Source organism: Mesorhizobium sp. C120A, from assembly GCF_030323105.1.
Taxonomy (GTDB): domain Bacteria; phylum Pseudomonadota; class Alphaproteobacteria; order Rhizobiales; family Rhizobiaceae; genus Mesorhizobium.
Map to the genome: position 1 here is coordinate 1,795,730 of NZ_CP100476.1, position 17,815 is coordinate 1,813,544.

At 62.0% G+C, this 17,815-nt stretch carries 17 protein-coding genes; 7 read left to right on the forward strand and 10 right to left on the reverse strand.

Annotation, left to right across the window (positions count from 1 at the left end; translation table 11 throughout):
* The first annotated feature begins 99 nt into the window (after nt 1-99).
* Nucleotides 100-675, forward strand: a complete 576-nt coding sequence (locus tag NL532_RS08860; protein WP_280799697.1) for a dihydrofolate reductase family protein — start codon at nt 100-102, stop codon at nt 673-675.
* 694 nt (nt 676-1,369) lie between these two features.
* Nucleotides 1,370-1,804, forward strand: coding sequence for a hypothetical protein (locus NL532_RS08865; RefSeq protein WP_023671095.1), 435 nt, complete (start codon nt 1,370-1,372; stop codon nt 1,802-1,804).
* Between the two features lie 358 nt (nt 1,805-2,162).
* Here the strand turns inward: NL532_RS08865 and NL532_RS08870 are convergent, their stop codons facing one another.
* The 7 genes from NL532_RS08870 to NL532_RS08900 form a co-directional block, all read right to left on the reverse strand.
* Nucleotides 2,163-2,975, reverse strand: a complete 813-nt coding sequence (locus NL532_RS08870) for an SDR family NAD(P)-dependent oxidoreductase (protein ID WP_023828266.1) — start codon at nt 2,973-2,975, stop codon at nt 2,163-2,165.
* Entirely contained in the window at nt 2,975-3,997 is a 1,023-nt protein-coding gene (locus NL532_RS08875) for a sugar phosphate isomerase/epimerase family protein (RefSeq protein WP_245270166.1), read from the reverse strand. Before NL532_RS08875 ends, NL532_RS08870 begins: the two co-directional genes overlap by 1 nt.
* On the reverse strand, nt 3,994-4,761 hold the full coding sequence (locus NL532_RS08880; RefSeq protein ID WP_023828264.1) for an SDR family NAD(P)-dependent oxidoreductase: 768 nt from the start codon (nt 4,759-4,761) through the stop codon (nt 3,994-3,996). The genes NL532_RS08875 and NL532_RS08880 overlap by 4 nt, the downstream gene beginning before the upstream one ends.
* 44 nt (nt 4,762-4,805) lie before the next feature.
* Nucleotides 4,806-5,912, reverse strand: a complete 1,107-nt coding sequence (locus NL532_RS08885; RefSeq protein WP_023828263.1) for an ABC transporter ATP-binding protein — start codon at nt 5,910-5,912, stop codon at nt 4,806-4,808.
* 25 nt (nt 5,913-5,937) lie between these two features.
* Nucleotides 5,938-6,843 carry a carbohydrate ABC transporter permease gene (locus NL532_RS08890; protein WP_023671100.1) on the reverse strand — a complete coding sequence of 302 codons (906 nt, stop codon included), beginning with the start codon at nt 6,841-6,843 and terminating at the stop codon, nt 5,938-5,940.
* On the reverse strand, nt 6,836-7,771 hold the full coding sequence (locus NL532_RS08895; protein ID WP_023828262.1) for a carbohydrate ABC transporter permease: 936 nt from the start codon (nt 7,769-7,771) through the stop codon (nt 6,836-6,838). Before NL532_RS08895 ends, NL532_RS08890 begins: the two co-directional genes overlap by 8 nt.
* A gap of 93 nt (nt 7,772-7,864) precedes the next feature.
* A complete protein-coding gene (locus NL532_RS08900) occupies nt 7,865-9,130 on the reverse strand; it encodes an ABC transporter substrate-binding protein (protein ID WP_023751364.1) in 1,266 nt (421 codons plus the stop codon).
* Between the two features lie 145 nt (nt 9,131-9,275).
* On the opposite strand from NL532_RS08900, the gene NL532_RS08905 reads away from it, so the two are divergent.
* On the forward strand, nt 9,276-10,481 hold the full coding sequence (locus tag NL532_RS08905; protein ID WP_023751363.1) for an ROK family transcriptional regulator: 1,206 nt from the start codon (nt 9,276-9,278) through the stop codon (nt 10,479-10,481).
* A gap of 29 nt (nt 10,482-10,510) precedes the next feature.
* On the opposite strand, the gene NL532_RS08910 is transcribed toward NL532_RS08905, so the two are convergent.
* Nucleotides 10,511-11,551: an aminopeptidase gene (locus NL532_RS08910; RefSeq protein ID WP_031202672.1), complete on the reverse strand. Its 1,041-nt coding sequence runs from the start codon at nt 11,549-11,551 to the stop codon at nt 10,511-10,513.
* A 238-nt stretch (nt 11,552-11,789) separates the two neighbouring features.
* Entirely contained in the window at nt 11,790-12,023 is a 234-nt protein-coding gene (locus NL532_RS08915) for a hypothetical protein (protein WP_023686482.1), read from the reverse strand.
* A gap of 185 nt (nt 12,024-12,208) precedes the next feature.
* On the opposite strand from NL532_RS08915, the gene NL532_RS08920 reads away from it, so the two are divergent.
* Both NL532_RS08920 and NL532_RS08925 read left to right on the forward strand, forming a co-directional pair.
* A complete protein-coding gene (locus NL532_RS08920) occupies nt 12,209-14,209 on the forward strand; it encodes an AI-2E family transporter (protein WP_023691875.1) in 2,001 nt (666 codons plus the stop codon).
* 130 nt (nt 14,210-14,339) lie between these two features.
* The gene (locus NL532_RS08925) at nt 14,340-14,498 is read left to right on the forward strand and encodes a hypothetical protein (RefSeq protein WP_023726519.1); all 159 of its coding nucleotides are present in this window, start codon (nt 14,340-14,342) and stop codon (nt 14,496-14,498) included.
* 428 nt (nt 14,499-14,926) lie between these two features.
* Here the strand turns inward: NL532_RS08925 and NL532_RS08930 are convergent, their stop codons facing one another.
* The gene (locus tag NL532_RS08930) at nt 14,927-15,295 is read right to left on the reverse strand and encodes a response regulator (protein ID WP_023828260.1); all 369 of its coding nucleotides are present in this window, start codon (nt 15,293-15,295) and stop codon (nt 14,927-14,929) included.
* Between the two features lie 155 nt (nt 15,296-15,450).
* Between NL532_RS08930 and NL532_RS08935 the strand changes: the two genes are divergently transcribed.
* Both NL532_RS08935 and NL532_RS08940 read left to right on the forward strand, forming a co-directional pair.
* Complete coding sequence (locus tag NL532_RS08935) at nt 15,451-17,244, forward strand: PAS domain S-box protein (RefSeq protein WP_023828259.1); 1,794 nt, start codon at nt 15,451-15,453, stop codon at nt 17,242-17,244.
* A gap of 192 nt (nt 17,245-17,436) precedes the next feature.
* Complete coding sequence (locus NL532_RS08940; RefSeq protein WP_023704064.1) at nt 17,437-17,730, forward strand: hypothetical protein; 294 nt, start codon at nt 17,437-17,439, stop codon at nt 17,728-17,730.
* The last annotated feature ends 85 nt before the right edge of the window (nt 17,731-17,815 follow it).

Here is a 17,815-nt window from a genome sequence, read left to right on the forward strand (position 1 = left end):
CAGGGCTCGTTTGCGGCACGAACGCTTCCTTCCATGCTGCTTGCGATTTGCAATCAGTTGCGATAGCCTCTGACCGCTTGCATTACAAGCGGTTGGTCCGTGGACCCACTAGGTGAAGGCGCTGCTTATGCCAAACTTATCTTGGGAATGAACGTTTCCATCGATGGCTATGTCGATGACCTTGCCGGAAATCTGGTCATGAGCGCACCAAGCCAGAAGCACTTCGAGTATTGGATCGAGACGATTCGCAACCATGCCGGCGCTGTGTATGGCCGCCGGATGTACGAGGTCATGCGCTATTGGGACGATGATCGCGCGGAATGGGATGCTTCGCTTCGCCAGTTCGCGACACTCTGGCGCAAGCTGCCCAAATGGGTCGTTTCGCGCACACTTTCACGGGTCGGCCCCAACGCCACCCTCATCTCCGGCGATATTGAAACGCAGATTCGCGAGATCGCGGCCCGCACGGAGGGTATCCTGAGCGTTTCCGGTCCGGAACTGGCCGGTCTTATGACCGGGCTGGGCCTGATCGAGGAATATCACCTGCACGTGAGGCCGTTCGTGCTCGGCAAGGGCAAGCCTTTCTTCCACGAGGCAAGGCCTCCGCTGCAACTGGTGTCGAGCACATTGATCGATGACGATACGGTTCATATGATCTATGTGCCGCGAGGCTGAACGATAAGGCGCTTCAGCGCCAACATGCGAACCAACACGTACGTTCGCAGTGGGCCTGGTCCCGGCCTTCGCACCGAGGTCTCACATGTCAGCTTGCGTGCTGGGTACCCAAGCAGCAGAGGGTCTGCTGTCGGCCGAAAATCTGCCGGTCAGCAATGCGCCCCATGCCGGTCCAAAGAGGCCTTGCCGCCGTTCCTCCATAAGCAGACATTGCAGACCTACAAGGACATCGCTTTTACGCCCGAAGCGCCGCTTCGGTTGGTCCTTCAGTGACCTGGCGGCCCAAGGGCGTCGTCCTCCACCGCCCGCCCTCGTCCGCAACTCACCGTTGCCAGCGGCTCTGCTCCTGGCCTTCCCGCGATGACCGAGCGGGTAGTGAAACATCATGGTCAAGCCTGAAAAGCAAGGTCCAACCTAGCCGCCTTTCCAGGCCTGCGTCATCATCGTCCAGCAGTTCAGGATCCTGCGTGCGCCAGCCGGGTCCGTCGGGTCGGCCGGCCGCACAGTTTTTTTCATCCCGCTGGAACATTGGCGAAGGAATGCAGTTGGGGTCGCTGCAGATGCCGCCGCGTGGTGCCTGTGGGCGATTGGTGGCAACACCTGATCGGCCGCCGGTCCTTTACGAGGCGGCTTAGCGTGTGAGCCAATCCTGCAGCAAAGGCCTTGGGATTGGAACGACCAACAGGAGGCAGTCATGAAGCACCAGACACTCGATCAACTCCAGTCAGTCGCGGACATCAGTCCACTATCGCCGGCTCTGCTGGCTACAAGGACGCAACGGATAGAGCGGTGGGCGGAACTGCTCTATCGAAATCCGACGCGCTCCCTTGTGGCTCTCACCGGGACTGAGCATCTGCATCCCTCTGTCCGCGGAGAAGCGCGCGCGGTCGGATCGGCGATCAGTGTCGCCTTTGACGATCCACTGCTGCGTGCATCGGGCATGCAATCGGATACCTACGGGGAAGCCAGACGCTTCTTCGAACTCTCCGATTGGCAGTTGCATGAGATCGTCTGCAGTTGCCACACCGGCGCCACCATGCAGGCTGGCTGGGCCGCCGGACGTGTCCGCAGGGTCCTCAATGGGAGCAAGATATTGGCTTGGCTGAGAAAAGGATTCATGCCGCACTGAGACACAGCGCTTGCGCCTGAAGAAGCATGCAGGCTCCAGCAGAGATTGCGTCGGCTCCGCGAAGGCATGGCTGACCTCAATGGAGTAGGGCGGCCGAGTTGCTTGCGACTTCAGAAATGACGTTCACCATTGCTTAGTGGACCTCGTCAGGGTGATCGGCAATTTCGTGAATAGCGAGTACGAGCGCAAGTTTCGACCAACCGGTCGGCAGCGCCCTCGTGACCGGTGCGTCACATGTGCGCCACAGCCGTTTTGACGCTGCGAAAAGCTCGAGGCGTGAGGGGCAATTTAACCCAGGAATCCCGAAAACGGCACTTCCGCTTTCGGCCCCGAAATTGAAATCCGAGGCACCCCGCCATCACCCCGGAAAGATCGTAAACCCGCCATCGACGCGGAGCACCTGCCCATTGATAAATCGTGCGCGGGGGCCGGCTAGAAAGGCCACCGCCTCGGCGATCTCCTCCGGCTCGGCATAGCGGTTCAGCGACTTCTTGCTCGAATCCATGCGCTCCGGATCGACCGTGCGGGTCGCCTGGAAGCGTGCCGTCTTCGTGGCGCCTGGGCTGACCGCGTTGATGCGCACGCCGTCGTCGATCAGTTCCTTGGCGAGACAGCGCGTGTAATGCACGACCGCGGCCTTCAAGGTGGAGTAAACGACCTCGGGCGAGCAGCCGAGATGTGCCGCCGCGGAGGCGATGTTGATGACGGAGCCGCCGCCGCGCTGCTTCATCGGCGGCACGAAGGCCTGGCAGACCAGCATCGTGCCGATCAGATTGTTCTCGGTGAGCACGCGGATGTCGTCCAGTTCGATGTCGAGGGCGTTGTTCGGGTTCGGCTTGCCGCCCTTGGCGCCGATGTCGCCGCCGGCACAATTGACCAGCACATGCACGTCACCGAGATCGGCCTCGATCCTGCGCTTCATCTCGGCCACCGCCTTCTGGTCGCCAATGTTGCCGGTCACCGACGTGACCTTCGTCCCATGCCGCTTCAGGCGCTCGACCACTTCGCCGAGATTGGCGAACTCGCCATATTTGGCCGGCGCTTCCTCGTTCATGTCGTGGATTGCGACATTGGCGCCGAGTTCGGCCAGGCGCTCGGCCATCACGCGGCCGAGGCCGCGGCCGGAGCCGGTGACGAAGGCGGTCAATCCATCGAGTTCACGTGCCGTCATCAGATCTTCTCCATCAAACCAAATTTGCGCATGTTGGCGGCGCTGCGCCGGATCATGTCGAGCTCATAGGAAACCAGTGAGACGTCGGCTTCGCGCTCCCAAGGCGTGCGGTAGTCGGCATCGTCGGGCAGCCGGTTGCGCTGCGCGGCCGCCAGGCAGGCGGCAAATTCGCGTGCCGTCTTCTGCGGATAGCCGCGCCACCAGTCGTCGCTGAGATAGCGGACATGCCGGGCCTCCAAGGCGCCCGGTTCGAGAACGGCGGTCATGCGATCGTGGTGCTGGCCAAGAATGGCGAACAGCTTGGCAAACGGCACCGCACCGTCGCCGATGGCGCAGCGGATCAGCCGGTAACCTTCGGTCGTGAACTGCACGCGGTAATCCTTGAGGTGGACATGGCGGACATAGGGGGCGATCACCTTCGTAAAATCGAGCGGCGCTTCGCCGACCGGGAACGTGTTGCCGGTGTCGAAGGTGACGCCCACACTGTCACCACCGAGGGCGCAGAAATCGACGAGTTCCCGGCTGGTGAAGTCCTGGTGGTTTTCGATCGCAAGGACATACCCTTCGGTATTCGCGCGGGGACCCCATTCCACCAATCGCCCCCGAATGATGCCGGCGTACTCGCTCCATTTTGCGCCGGCGGCGTTGCGGTCGCCGCAGAGAACCGGCGTCAGCGCCGTCCGGATGATTTTGGCCTTGAGCAGGCGCGCGGCCCGAAACGCATCGTCGAGCGGTTCGCCCACCAGCAGGCCGCCGCTGACGACCGGCGCGATGCGAAGGCCGGCGAGCCGTTCGCGCAGCGCGATCACCGCGTCGTCGGAAAGCTCGGTCAGCCATGGCACCCAGATCTCCAGCACGCGCGCGCCGAGATCGGTCGCGAGCGCGATGAAACCTTCGAGCCCCGCCGGCTGCGGATTGGCGCGTGGCGTGCCGCGGCCCTGGAGGCCGAGATGATAGGTCAGGCCGTAGGGGTTCAGGCCGACCTCGAGCATGAAGCGATCCTTTGAGTCAGGTGTGGTCATCTCAGGCCGGCATCCACGGTGATCGACTGCTTGGTGATCATGCGGCTGTCGTCGGCGGCGAGGAACAGCACCGTGCGCGCGATCTCCTCGCCGAGCAGAACCTTGCGGATCACCTGGCGCTGCACGACCTGGTCGACCGAACCTTGGGTCTTGTACCAAAGCTCCCGCTGCCGGTCGGTGATGACGGCGCCCGGCTCGATGGCGTTGACGCGGATGTTGTCGGGGCCAAACGCCCGCGCCAGCGCGAAGGTCAGCCCGACCACCGCAGCCTTGGCCGCCGCATAGGGCGCCATCTCTGAGGCGCCGAAACGCCAGGCGATCGAGGAAAAATTGACGATCGAACCAAAGCCCACTTCCTTCATGTGCGGATGCACGGCCTGGGCGGCAAAGAAGTGGTGCCTGAGGTTCACATCCTGGGCATGGTCCCATGTCGCCTGGGTCACGTCGGCGACCGGCTGGCGATTGTCATCGGCGGCGTTGTTGACCAGCACTGCGACAGGCCCGAGGCGGTCGCGCACCGTGCCGATCGCGGACTGGAGGGCGGGGATATCGGTCACATCGCAGCGCAGGAACAGGGGCGCGTGCGCTGCCGCGGCGGCGAGTTCCCGCGCGAGCGCCTCGCCGGCCTCCTGCTGCAGATCAAGAAACGCCACTCGTGCGCCATTGGCGGCGAAGGCGCGGACCGTGTCGGCGCCGATGCCCGACGCACCGCCGGTGATCAGCACGACACGCTCGGACAGGCTCGGATAGGTGGCGAAGGACAAGGCGGAACTCTTTTCAGATCAAGCTTCGGTCAGATCGGGTCAGATCAGATCAGGCGTTGGGTCGTCGGGTCGAACAGGCAGGCACGCGCCATGTCGATGCCGAGCGTCACCGTCTCGCCCATAAGCGGCGTGCCGTCGGGGTCGAAACGGCCGGTGATCTCCTTGCCGCCCAGGCGCAGGACGGCCATGGTCTCCGCGCCTGTCGGCTCGACCAGTTCGACCACTGCATTGATCTGCGCGATGCCCGGCTTGCGGCGCGCAAGGTCGGGATCGAAGCGGTAGATGTGCTCGGGACGGATGCCGAGCACGAGCTGTCGCGGCGTGTCGGATGGGAGCGCCTGGACCATCGGCAGGCTGGCCGTCTTGCCGTCGGCGGTCTGCAACACAACAGTGGCGCGACCGCCTTCCTGGCTCAGTTCGGCTGGCAGAAAATTCATCGCCGGCGACCCCATGAAGCCGGCGACGAACATGTTGGCCGGACGGTTGTAGATCGTGGCGGGATCGTCGAATTGCTGGACCTCGCCCTGGTGCATCACGGCGATGCGCGATGCCAGCGTCATCGCCTCGACCTGGTCGTGGGTGACGTAGACCGTGGTCTTGCCGACGCGGTGATGCAGCTTCTTGATTTCGGTGCGCATGTCGACGCGCAGCTTGGCATCGAGATTGGAGAGCGGCTCGTCGAACAGGAACAGTTTGGGATCGCGCACCAGCGCCCGGCCCATGGCGACGCGCTGGCGCTGGCCGCCCGAAAGCTGTCCGGGCTTGCGCCCTAGCAGCGGTTCGATCTGCAGGAAGGCGGCAACCCGCTTGACGGCCTCGTCCTGCTGCGGCTTCGGGACGCGGCGGCTTTCCATGCCGAAGGTGATGTTCTCGCGCACCGTCATCGTCGGGTACAGGGCATAGGACTGGAACACCATGGCGATGTCGCGGTCCTTCGGCGCCACCGAATTGACCAGCCGCCCGTCGATGCGGATCTCGCCGGAGGTAACGGATTCGAGCCCGGCGATCATCGCCAGCAGAGTGGACTTGCCGCAGCCGGACGGTCCGACCAGCGCGATGAACTCGCCGTTCCGCGCTTCGAGATCGATGCCCTTCAGCACCTCGACCGCGCCGAAGTTCTTGCGCAGCGATCGGATGATCAATGTCGACATGCAATGCCCTTCACTTGATCGCGCCTCATTTGATGGCACCTTGCGTCAGGCCGCGAACAAAATACTTGCCGCCGAAGAGATAGATCAGCAGCGGCGGCAGCGCGCCGATCAGCACGGCGGCGCTCATGACATCGTAGGCGCGCACATTGGTGCCGCTTGCCGTCAGCGCGACGAGCGCTGCCGTGATCGGCTGTTGCTGCCCGGAGGTGAAGACGACGCCGAACAGATATTCGTTCCAGATGCCGGTGAACTGCCAGATCACCGTGACGATCAGGATCGGTGAGGAGAGCGGCAGAATGATCTTGCGGAAGATGCGCCAGAAGCCGGCGCCGTCGATGCGCGCCGCCTTGATCAGGTCGTCGGGGATGCTGACGTAGTAGTTGCGGCAAAACAAAGTGGTGAACGAAATGCCCTGGATGACGTGGATGAGGACGAGCCCGTAGACCGAATTGCTGAGGCCGAGATTGCCGAGGATGAACGCCCACGGCATCAACGAAATCTGGCCCGGAATGAAGACGCCGAGCAGCATGCAGGTGAACAAAGCTTCCGAACCTCTGAAGCGCCATTTCGACAGGATGTAACCGTTCATCGCGCCGACCGCCGTCGAGATGATCGTGGCCGGGATCGTCATCTTCAGGGAGTTGTAGAAGTTGCGCTGCATGCCCTCGCAGGTGCCGCCGATGCAATAGGTGCTCCAGGCCTGGCCCCAGGCATCGAGGCGGAAGCTGCGCGGCAGCGAGATCAACCCGTTGCGCGCGATCTCCTGCTGGTCGCGGAATGAATTCAGCACCACCACCAGCAACGGGACCAGGTAGATCGCCGCGAAGACGACCAGCAGCCCATAGATGGCGAAGCGGGTGAGAAAATGCCGGCGCGACGCGACTGCGGCAGCGCGACGGTCGAGCGACTGGTCCAGGGAGACGTCAGCCATGGCCGGCTTCCTTGCGCCGGCGCCAGACCACCCAGAATGAATAGGGCACCAGCACCACGGCAACAGCGGCAAGCATCATGATGGCGGCGGCCGCACCTTCGCCGATCTGGCCGCGTTGGAACATCAGGTCATAGACGTAGATGGCGGGGAAGGTGGTCGAGATCCCCGGGCCGCCTTTGGTCAGGGCCGCCACGAGGTCGAAGGTCTTGATGGCGAACTGGATCTGGATGACGGCGACCGCCAGGAAGATCGGCGCAATGGTTGGCAGAAGCACCTTGCGATAGATGCGGAACGTCGATGCGCCGTCGATCTGCGCGGCCTTGACGAGGTCCTGATCCACCGAGCGCAGGCCGGCCAGGAACAGCGCCATGGCAAAGCCCGAGGCCTGCCAGACGCCGGTGATGATCACCGCGTAGATCGCATAGTGCCGGTCGCTGGCCAGTGCGAAACTGAAGCTCGTCCAGCCGAGACCGCGCACCATGGCCTGGATGCCGTCGCTCGGATTGTAGAGCCAGCTCCAGACCGTGCCGGTGACGATGAAGGAGACGGCCAGCGGATACAGGAAGATCGTGCGCCATGCCGCTTCGCCGCGCACGCGCTGGTCGATCAGGATCGCCAGCAGCAGTCCCACGGCCATCGAGCCGACGATGTAGAAAGCGCTGAAGAAAAACAGGTTGTTGTAGGCGATGTTCCAGCGCCGGTTCGCCCACAGCGACGCGTAGTTGTCCAGGCCGACGAAGCCGTAGGTCGGCAGCAGCGAGGAGTTGGACAGCGAGATATAGAGCGTCCAGCCGGTGAACACGAAGACGTAGACGAAGCTCGCCACGAGAGAGGGGCCGAGCACGAGCAAGGGCATCGCGGAGCCCAGCCGCTCGCGCCAGGGGCGGGCAGGCGTCGGTACCGACAGGATCAGGTCGTGATTTGACATTCAGAGCACGGAGATTGGCAGAGCACAGGACTGGCGGAGCGCGGGACCGGGATGGCGGACGGCCGGGTGCGGATGGCGCCCGGCCATTCCCGTCTATTTCTGTGCTTCCGCCGCGTCGGCCATCGCATTGGCGCCATCCTCGGGCGACATGTCCGGCGTCGCCACGAACTCGGTAATGGAGTCCATGATCGCGCCGCGCATCTTCTGCGGGATGGTCATGTTGTGCGCCATCGAGCGGACCAGCGTGCCCTCCTTGATCGAAGCCTGCAGATCCTTCTGCGAGAGCTGCTGGCACGGATTGAAGCCCTTCGACAGATCGATATCCAGGCGTGCGGGGATCGAGCCCTTGGCCTGGTTGAAGACCGTCTGGAAGTCGGGCGACAGGATCAGGCTGGCCAGCAGCTTCTGGCCGTCGATGTAATCCTGGTCCTTCTGCTTGAAGAACACGACCGAGTCCGAGTTGAGGATGAAGCCGGGTTTGCCCCAATCGGTCGGCGCCTGGGCGCAGACATAGTCGGTGCCTTCCTTGAAGCCGGCGGCGGTCAAAAGGCCGATCGTCCAGTCGCCCATGATGTGGAACGCCGCGTCGCCCTTGCCGACCAGCGCCGACATCGAATCCCAGTCGCGGCCGACCATGCCCGGATCCATGTATTTGCTCGTCATCAGGCGCATCTGCGTGAAGGCCTTGACCATCCCCGGGCTGCGCATGGACTCGACATCGCCTTCGACGAAGGCCTTGCGGTAGAGATCGATGTCCTGGCCGTAGAGCACGACCTCGAACACCGTCGAATCCGTCCAGTCGGCGGTCGAATGCGAGATGCAGATCTTGCCTGTGGCGACGATCTTGTCGCAGGCCGCATTGAACTCGGCCCAGGTCTTCGGCATTTCCGCCACGCCGGCCGCCTGCATGACCTTGGGCGAGGCCCAGAGCCAGTTGATGCGGTGGATGTTCATGGGCGCGGCGACCCATTTGCCGGTCGGCTTCATCACCGGAAGCAATTCCGGCGCCACCACTTTCTCCCACCCTTCCGAGGCCGCCAACTCGTCGAGATCGGCGGTCATGCCGGTCTCGTTCCATTCGGCGATCTCAGGGCCCTTGAGCTGCACGGCAGGCGGGGCATTGCCGGCGATCACGTCGGCGCGCAGCTTGGCCAGCGTATTGGCGGTGTGGCCGGCGATCGAGGTCTGTTCCCATTTGCCGCCCTTGGCGGTGAACATCTCGCCGAGCTTGGCGATCGCCTGGGCGTCCGATCCGGTCGCCCATTGGTGCAAAAGGTTGGTCTTGGGCTCGGCGAAGGCTGTTCCGGCGAAAAATGTGCACGCAGCAGCGGCCGCAAGCGCGGTCATGACGGACTTCATCGTTTCACTCCCATATCGTGTTGCACGGTTCGTCTCGACCGCTTATGGCCGCGGTTTGAAGCCGCCGCCAGCGAGATGCGTCAATCTCGAGTTCTTTCCAAGATGACATATTGGAGCTATCAGTCAACGATGTTTATGTTGAGCCATGACAAAACCTTCGCTTAGAACCTGGCTGATCGACAGACCCTCCGCGTCGCCGGAGAGCATGATCGTGCGCTGCCTGAGCGAGCGCGGCGCACTCTCCGCGTTGCAGATCGCACGCGCCACCGGTCTGGCGCGCTCGACGGTGTCAACCGCGCTTAACGGCTTGAAAAAGTCTGGAATGGTGATCGAAGCCCCGACCAGCCGCGACGGCATCAGAGGCATCGGCAGGCCAGCCGCGGCGGTGACGCTCAATCCGACAGCGGGCACCTGCGTCGGCATTCACCTGGCTCTTCAGCAGATACGGCTCATCGTCGCCGATGTCTCGCATTCCGTCATTGCCGAACAAAATATTCCAATGGCGCTGGACTACCAGCCGCAACAGGCGGCCCAGGCGGTCAAATCGGCAATTGCCCAATCTTACAGGGAAAACGGTCTGCCGGTGGCGGGGCTCCTGGGGGTTGGTGTCTCCGTCTCCGGTCCTGTCAGCCGCGATGGAGTGGTGCTGCGCGCCAGCATGGTTCCAACATGGGCCGGCGTCAACATACGAGATGTGTTCGGCCCCGTTCTGGAACAGCCGATCTTCGCCGACAACGAGAGCAACTGCGCGGCCATTGCCGAGCTGATGTGGGGTGCGGCCGTCGGCCAGGACGATTTCGTGCTGTTCAAGATCGATCTGGGTGTCGGCGGGGCCATTGTCCAGCATGGCCGGCTGGTGACGGGCGTCGCCGGCGGCGCCGGCGAATTCGGGCACATCAGCATCGATCCCGGCGGCGACCTTTGCCGCTGCGGCAATCGCGGCTGCCTGGAGCTCTACGCGAGTTTTACCCGGCCGCTGGAACAGATTTCGCGTGTCGTTGGGCGGCAAGTCACCATGGACGATGTCATCGCCATGGCCGAGCAGGGCGACGTCAGGGCGTTGCGGATGATCGAGGATACCGCCGAGATCGCCGGTCGGGGTCTCGGCCTCATCGGCTCAGTGCTCAACCCGCCGCTTATCATCATCGGCGGCCACATGGCCCTGGCAGGCGACATTCTGCTGACGCCGCTGATCGCGTCCTATGAACGCCACACGCTGATCAAGTCCCGGGATGTCGCTCCCGCGCTGCGCACGCGCATCATCGTTGGCAGGCACACCGAGAACGATGCCTTGCTGGGCGCGGTCGGCCTCGTTTTGAGACACCAGACGAAGGAACTGTCGCTGGGGTGATCGTCAGGACCTGCCTGTGCTTGTTCAAGTCAATTGCACGTGTCGGCAGCCTTGAGCGCTTCGGCGCGGGACGATTTGGGCAAATCCGCGATCCGCCGGACAGAAGCGTAAAACCTCGGATAGTCGCCGGAACACAGGTCGAACAAGCGAAGAAAGGCCGGAACCTGTTCACCGTAGACAGAAGTTGCGGCGAGCTTGGCGTTGTTGATCGGGGCAGCGAACCAGGCGTCGTATCCCCGGTATCCCGCCCAGTGCCTGTCGCGCATCCGCCGATAGCGCATCCGCAACCGGTCGATGGTTGCTGCCTTGGCGGCCGCCATCTTTTCCGGGGTGCGGGGACTACCATAGACCTGCCTTAACTCGTCGCGCGTCTTCGCCACCAGTCCAAGAAAATCGGCGCTGCGCTTGCGATCGGCTTCGTAGCGGCGCAATCCGGCCCGGTCGCCGGCGGCGCGGAGCCATTTCCTGACGCCGCTGGTTTCGACGGCAACGGCGAACGCCTCGTTGAATGCGGAATCGCCATCCACATAGAGGCGCTGATGCGCCAGCTCATGAAAAACAAGGCTGGCGAGATAGGTGTCGTCCTGACGCAGCATGGTGCTCAGTAGCGGGTCACTCGACCAGCCAAGCGTGGAATAGGCGGTGACGTCCGAGACATAGACGTCCAGCCCCTGTCTTTGAAGTTCGACTGCGTTCTCAGTCGCGGATTTCCGGGAGAAATAACCCCTGTATGGAACGCAGCCGAAGACCGGAAAGCACCATGTTCGTGGCGCAAGCGAGAATTGCGGCGCGGCAAAAACGGCCCAGGTCACGGCGTCGCGATGGATGTCGACATAGCTGCGATAGCTGTTGTTTTCGGGCAGTGCCAGTTCATCCGTCGCAAACCGTCTTATGGCGCTGGCCGACGTCAATTTGGCGCGCAATGCCTCAGGCGTCGAAGGATCACGGATGAGTTTTCCAATATTTTTGCGGGCGGCCATGATCTGCGCGTGACCCTGCAACGACTGCGCGTAGTAGGAAATGCTCGTGCAGCCGGTCGCCCCGGACGCGATGATCGCCGCGGCAAGCATCTGAAGAACGCGCTTCACTGTTTGCCCACCTTGCCCATCTCCCCATGCAGCAAACGTCCTGGTCCCCCCTCAAACAGGAGGCACCGGTTTCCGTCAAGAGCTGCAGGGGCAGGGGGCGACACCGACCTGGGCAGGGCAATGCGGGCATTCGCCTAGGATTGACGAAAGTCCACCGCAGGGCGGAGCGGGCGAGATACGGACCGTCCGTTGGGACGCCGTTCCCACAAGCTGCCGCGCGCTACTGGTCCGAAAACTTCACGCTCACGCCGCGCTGGCGAAAATAAGCCTGCATCAACTTACGGCCCGAGCGGTTGTTCTGGGCCAATTTGGCCGGATCGAACACCGCCTGTTTTGCGCCCTCTCGTGTCAGCGCAGCCTTGAGCGTCGCGATATGGGCGTCGATGTCGGCATTGTCCGCCCGCAGCGAGGCATAGATACTTTCGGTCGCTTCAGCCACAGTCGGTTCGCTCACAGATGTCGTCCTTTGGTTGGTTGGGCGGCGGCTTTACCACAGATTTGCGGCTCCGACGATATCGACTGAACCGTCAGAGCACAGCGCCCAGGGCGCAAAACCGCAAAACGTATGTATTCGGCCCTGCTAAACATTGCCCGGCAGGCGAATGGGTCTAACTATCGCTAGGAAACGGGGGGAATCACGTGGCTGCCAATCGTCGAAACGACATCTCATCGTCCGAGCGAGGGCTAGGACGGATTCTTGCGGCAGGCAATGCCCATCCGCGCACAGCTCTGCCTACCGTGGCAACCATCGTCACGACAGTAGCTGCGCTGTATTTCGGTCGTGAGGTGTTCCTTCCCATTGCCATCGCGCTGCTTTTGACCTTTGCGCTGGTGCCGATGGTCTCCGCACTGAAGCGTGTCGGCTTGCCTCGGCTGCCCGCAGTGCTTCTGAGCGTGATTGGCGCGTTCGCGGCCCTGGGCCTGTTCAGCTTCATTGTTGCGACCCAGGTAAGCGAGCTTGCTCAGAACATTTCCGTCTACCAGACAAACATTCTGACCAAGGTGCGTTCCCTCAAGGAGACGGGCGTTGGTGGCGGCATAATTGCCAGGCTGAGCGGGGTGATCGAGCGCGTCGGTCAGGAGATCGACAAGCAGGATGTGGCGCCGCCTGCGGCCGACAAGCCCCGGCGCGAGCCTGTTCCCGTCGAGATCGTCGCCCGCGAGAGACCTCTGGAGGTATTGCAGAACATCATCGGACCGTTGATCAGCCCGCTGGCATCAGCTGGCCTGATCATCATCGTCGTCATCTTCATGCTGCTTGAGCGCGAGGATCTGCGCGACCGGTTTATCCGCCTCGTCGGCTATGGCGACCTCCATCGCACAACGCAGGCATTGCAGGATGCCGGCAAACGGGTTGGCCGCTATCTGATCATGCAATTGGTGGTCAACATCGTCTACGCGATACCAATCGCGATTGGCCTTTGGGTGCTCGGCATTCCCAACGCGCTGCTGTGGGGGTTGCTGGCACTGGCGCTGCGCTTCGTTCCCTATATCGGCCCTGTTATCGGCATGCTGCTGCCCTTGTTTCTGGCCTTGGCGGTTGCGCCCGGCTGGTCGCTGGTGCTGTGGACCGCCGCACTGTTTGTCGTCATGGAATTGGTAACCGGCAACGTCATCGAACCGTGGCTCTATGGCTCGCGCACGGGACTTTCTCCTTTGGCAATCATCGTTGCGGCAATTTTCTGGACATGGTTGTGGGGGCCGCTCGGCCTGGTCCTTTCGACGCCGCTGACAGTTTGCCTCGTCGTCCTCGGGCGACATGTTCCGCAGTTCGAATTTCTCGACGTCCTGTTTGGCAACGAGCCCGTCCTTGAAGCTCACGCCCGGCTCTATCAACGGCTCCTGGCCGGCGATCCCGACGAGGCAACTGACCATGCCGAGGAGATCCTCGAGGAGAAGTACCTGATCGATTTCTACGACACTGTCGCCATTCCTGCTCTCCTGTTGGGCGAGCAGGACCGCATGCGTGGCGTGATGGGCGATCAACAGCGAAGGCAGGTGGCGGCGAGCGCCCAAATTCTTGTGGCAAATCTTGCCGACGATGCACAGGAAGAGGCAAGCGAGGAAGATGCGCCGACAACCACCGCGGAAGGGAGCGCGAGCAAGGAAACAGATGGCATCGAAGAGGAAGAGATCGAACTGCCCGACGGCAAGGACATGTCGGTGCTTTGTGCCGGCGGTCGCGGCGAACTCGACGACGCCGCTGCCGCCATGCTCGCTCAGGTGCTGGAGGTGCAAGGTGCTACGGTGGCGAAGGCCAGTTTTGTCGATATGGAGCCGGCAGGTATTCGTCGTCTCGAACTAGAGGCGATCGACACCGTCGTGGTCGGTTTCCTGAACCGGGATTCGCTCAAGCATGCCCGCTTTCTGGTCCGGAGACTGAAGCGCGCCAAGGCAGGTTTGAGAATTGGGATTGTGTTCTGGTCAGACGCGGAGCAGGGCGATGTCGGGCAAGAAAGGCAAGCTTTGGCCGCCGACATCAGCGCCGATTTCGTAGCGCACGGCATGGTCAACGCTGTGCTTGGCGCACTTTCTCCAGCGCCGGCCGTTCCCCTCAAAGTCGTTTCGAAACGCCGCGATCGACGCCGTCCGGCCCCTCGAAAACGGATCCCGGCCCAGGCAACGGCCGCAACAGCCTAGCCGCACCGCCATGTCACAGATTGCCGCGCCGGCGCTGGAATGCCTGGTGAGACGGCAAGATCGTCCCCCACTCGCAAGCCATGGAACAATCTCGCGGCCTTGCGGTTCCTAACGTCGAAGGAGACCCCCCATGCTTAGATTCCTTATCCGCCTTGGCGCGATCTATGCAGCGTTCCAGATCGGCAGAGAGTTCGGCCGCAAGGAGACCGAAGTCGTGCTCCTGCCGCCGCCCGTTGACTATGAGCGGCACCCGACGTCAAGAAACGAAACCGAGTTCGGAGAGACATAGGACTGCTCAATCTGCCTGGTCGATCTGGCCCATGCTGGCGCCGTCCCTGCGCGGGGCGCATTATCGTGCGAACGGACCGGCCTCTTGGCTGTGCCAGGATGGATCCGGGTAATGCAAATTGAGCCGCTATCTCCGCCGCTCAAACGCGGCACAAAGAGGTTGACCGTGCGTCGAGGAATGAGTCTCTCGCAGATCTTGGCGTTGAGCCGATGGAGAAGGCATGCCAGCACGGGCAAGGCACGACCCTAAGAAAGTGGAAGGGAAGAAGCACTGGTGCTGTCAATTGCCAGGGAGACCGGCATCACCGAGGATCACGGGCGCGACCTTGTTCGCCTGATCGGCACCGGCCGCAATTCGCTGCTCCGTGAGGCGCGGCAGCTGCTCCGGCAGCGCCTGGCTAATTTAGACCAAAGGTGCTCAGAGCACGGCTATCCCGTCGCCTTATGCTGCCCGGCGGTCATCGCTTTGAGAGCCCGGACCACCTCTGCAGGTCCGGCTGGTTTCATCACTCTTACGCCAGACGAGAACGCTTCGGGGGTTTCCTCGATCCCCAGGCCGGAATAGACGATGAAAGGAACCGCCCGCCCTGCCAAGGTTTTTGCCGCGTCAACAGCCTCGCCGTCCGACAGCCTGACGTCCAGGATCGCTGCGGCGGGGGTATGGTCCGCAAGAAAACGTTTCGCCTGGGAACATGTCGCCGCCAATACCACGGCAAAGCCCGCCTCCGAAAGAGTGGACTCCATATCCAGTGCTATCAAGGCTTCGTCGTCAACGACAAGGACCAAGGGTTTGCCCATGCGCGGATCATCGCACGTTTGTAGATGGAAGACGAGTCGAGGCTACGCCCCTTTTAGGATCGAGTTCCCGTACGCAGCGGGTCGAGATCGCGAGCAATGGGAACCAACTGATCCAAGCCGCATTATATTTGGTTGGACTGGACAAGGTGTTTGGGATGCATGAAGCAACACAGGCGACTGTTCTCGCCTTCGAAAACCCGGGAGTGTCCAGCAATGACGGTCTGGATTTCGATTACAAGGATTTCTTCGAAAACGGCGCCGTTGCCCTGCATCTGGTGAACGCAGACGGCTTGATCGTGCATGCCAATCAGGCTGAGCTCGACCTTCTCGGCTATCCTGCGGAGGACTACCTCGGTTGCCACATCGCCGAGTTCTATCCCGACCGGGACGTCATAGAGGACATTTTGGTTCGCCTTGCCAATGGCGAGAAGATCGTAAGATATCCGGCGCGATTGAGGGCCAGCGATGGATCGATCAAGCACGTCGAAGTCACGTCAAGCGGACATTTCCGGGACGGCAAGCTGATCAACACCCGGTGCTTCACGGTCGATGTAACCGACTTGGTACACACCCGCTCGGAGCTCAGGCAGCATGACAGTACCTATCACCAGATACTCGACGGCCTACCCGTCGCCATCTACACGACCGATCAGGATGGGACGATCACCTACTACAACCGCGCCGCGGCCGATCTGGCAGGCAGGGAGCCTGAAATCGGCAAGGATAAATGGTGTGTGACGTTCAAGCTGTTCACTGCCGACGGCAAGGAATTGCCGCACGATGAATGCCCGATGGCCATCGCGCTCAAGGAGAACAGGCCGGTCCGCAATCAGCAAGCTGTTGCGCAGCGTCCCGATGGATCGTTTTTTCCGTTCCTGCCCTACCCGACACCGCTGCGGGACGAGCACGGCGCTCTGATTGGCGCCGTCAACATGCTGCTGGACCTGACGGACCGCCAGCGTGCCGAAGAAACCAGGCAGCACCTGTCAGCGATCGTGGAATCCTCATTTGACGCTATCGTCAGCAAGGATCTCAACACCATCATAAAAAGCTGGAACCACGGCGCCGAACGGCTTTTCGGCTATACCGCCGACGAAGCGATTGGCCGGTCGGTGACCATGCTGATCCCCGAAGACCATCAGGACGAGGAACCCCGCATCCTCCAACGCATTCGCCGCGGCGAGCGCGTCGAACCATTCGAAACGACCCGCCTGCGCAAGGATGGCAGCCTGGTTCCGGTTTCGCTGACGATATCGCCCGTGCGTAACGCAACCGGGCAGATCACCGGCGCATCGAAGATAGCGCGAGACATCACGTCGGCGAAGGAGAATGAATACCGCATCCGCATGCTGATGCGCGAGGTCAACCACCGGGTGAAAAACCAGTATTCGGTCATCCTGTCGATGATCCGGGAGACCAACAAGCGATCGGAGACGCCAAAACACTTTGAAACCCAGGTGCGCGAGCGCATCATGGCGTTGTCGCGATCTCACGACCTGCTTGTTTCGGCGGATTGGAAGGGTGCCACGATCAGCGACCTCTTGGCGGCCCAGGTCGAGCCTTTCCCGCGGGGGGATGTGATCGAAATGTCGGGCCCATCATTGGTGCTCAGTCCCAACGCAGTTCAGTATCTCGGGATTGCCTTCCACGAACTGGCGACCAACTCGGCCAAATACGGCGTGCTCTCAGGGGACAAGGGCCGGATTTCGGTCACATGGGGCATCACCGGTTCCGGTGCTTCGAGGCTCTTTCACCTCACCTGGGCCGAATCCGATGGTCCGCAGGTCCAGACTGTCGGACAAGGTGGCTTTGGAACCGTTGTGCTGAAGCGGGTTGCGCCCGCAGCGGTCAGTGGGCAGGGAATTCTCGAACACGGTCCGCATGGCATAACATGGAGCCTGGAAGCGCCTTTGGTTTCCGTGGCAGCTTCTGCCGACCATGAAGCTTAGAAGCAGGAAGCAGCCCTGCAACGAGCATTCGTCAATTGGAAGCCCTTGATGCGGCCTTTGCCGAGCGAAAACCCCGTTTCCGCTAAAGATCGCCAGAGCCATTGCTAAAGTCGGCAGAGCAAATCACCGGCAGAGGGCGCATTTCGTTGCACGGAACGGGACAGGACCGGCGTAGCCAGAGGCGAGGTAACTATGGACATCGACGAGTTCCGTGCGACCCTTCAGGGTGTAGAGCCCCCGGCGAATCTTGGGATGGCGCTCCACGCTCTATGGTGGGATAGACAGGGCGATTGGGAGCGGGCGCATGAGTGTGTGCAGGCCAACGAATCTGATCCGGCCTCTGTATGGGTTCATGCCTATCTGCACCGCAAAGAAGGCGACCTTTCTAATGCAGCCTACTGGTACCGCCGCGCCGGGCAGCCTGTGGCAACTGGCAAGCTAGACGCAGAGTGGGAGTCGATTACAGAATCACTTCTTGCAGGATAGTGAGGGTCGCCCAAGGGGCAGCCTAGCGCCTCATCGCCCCGTAGAGGCGAAACTCACCTCCGCCCGATGGGATCGGCTGGGCCCA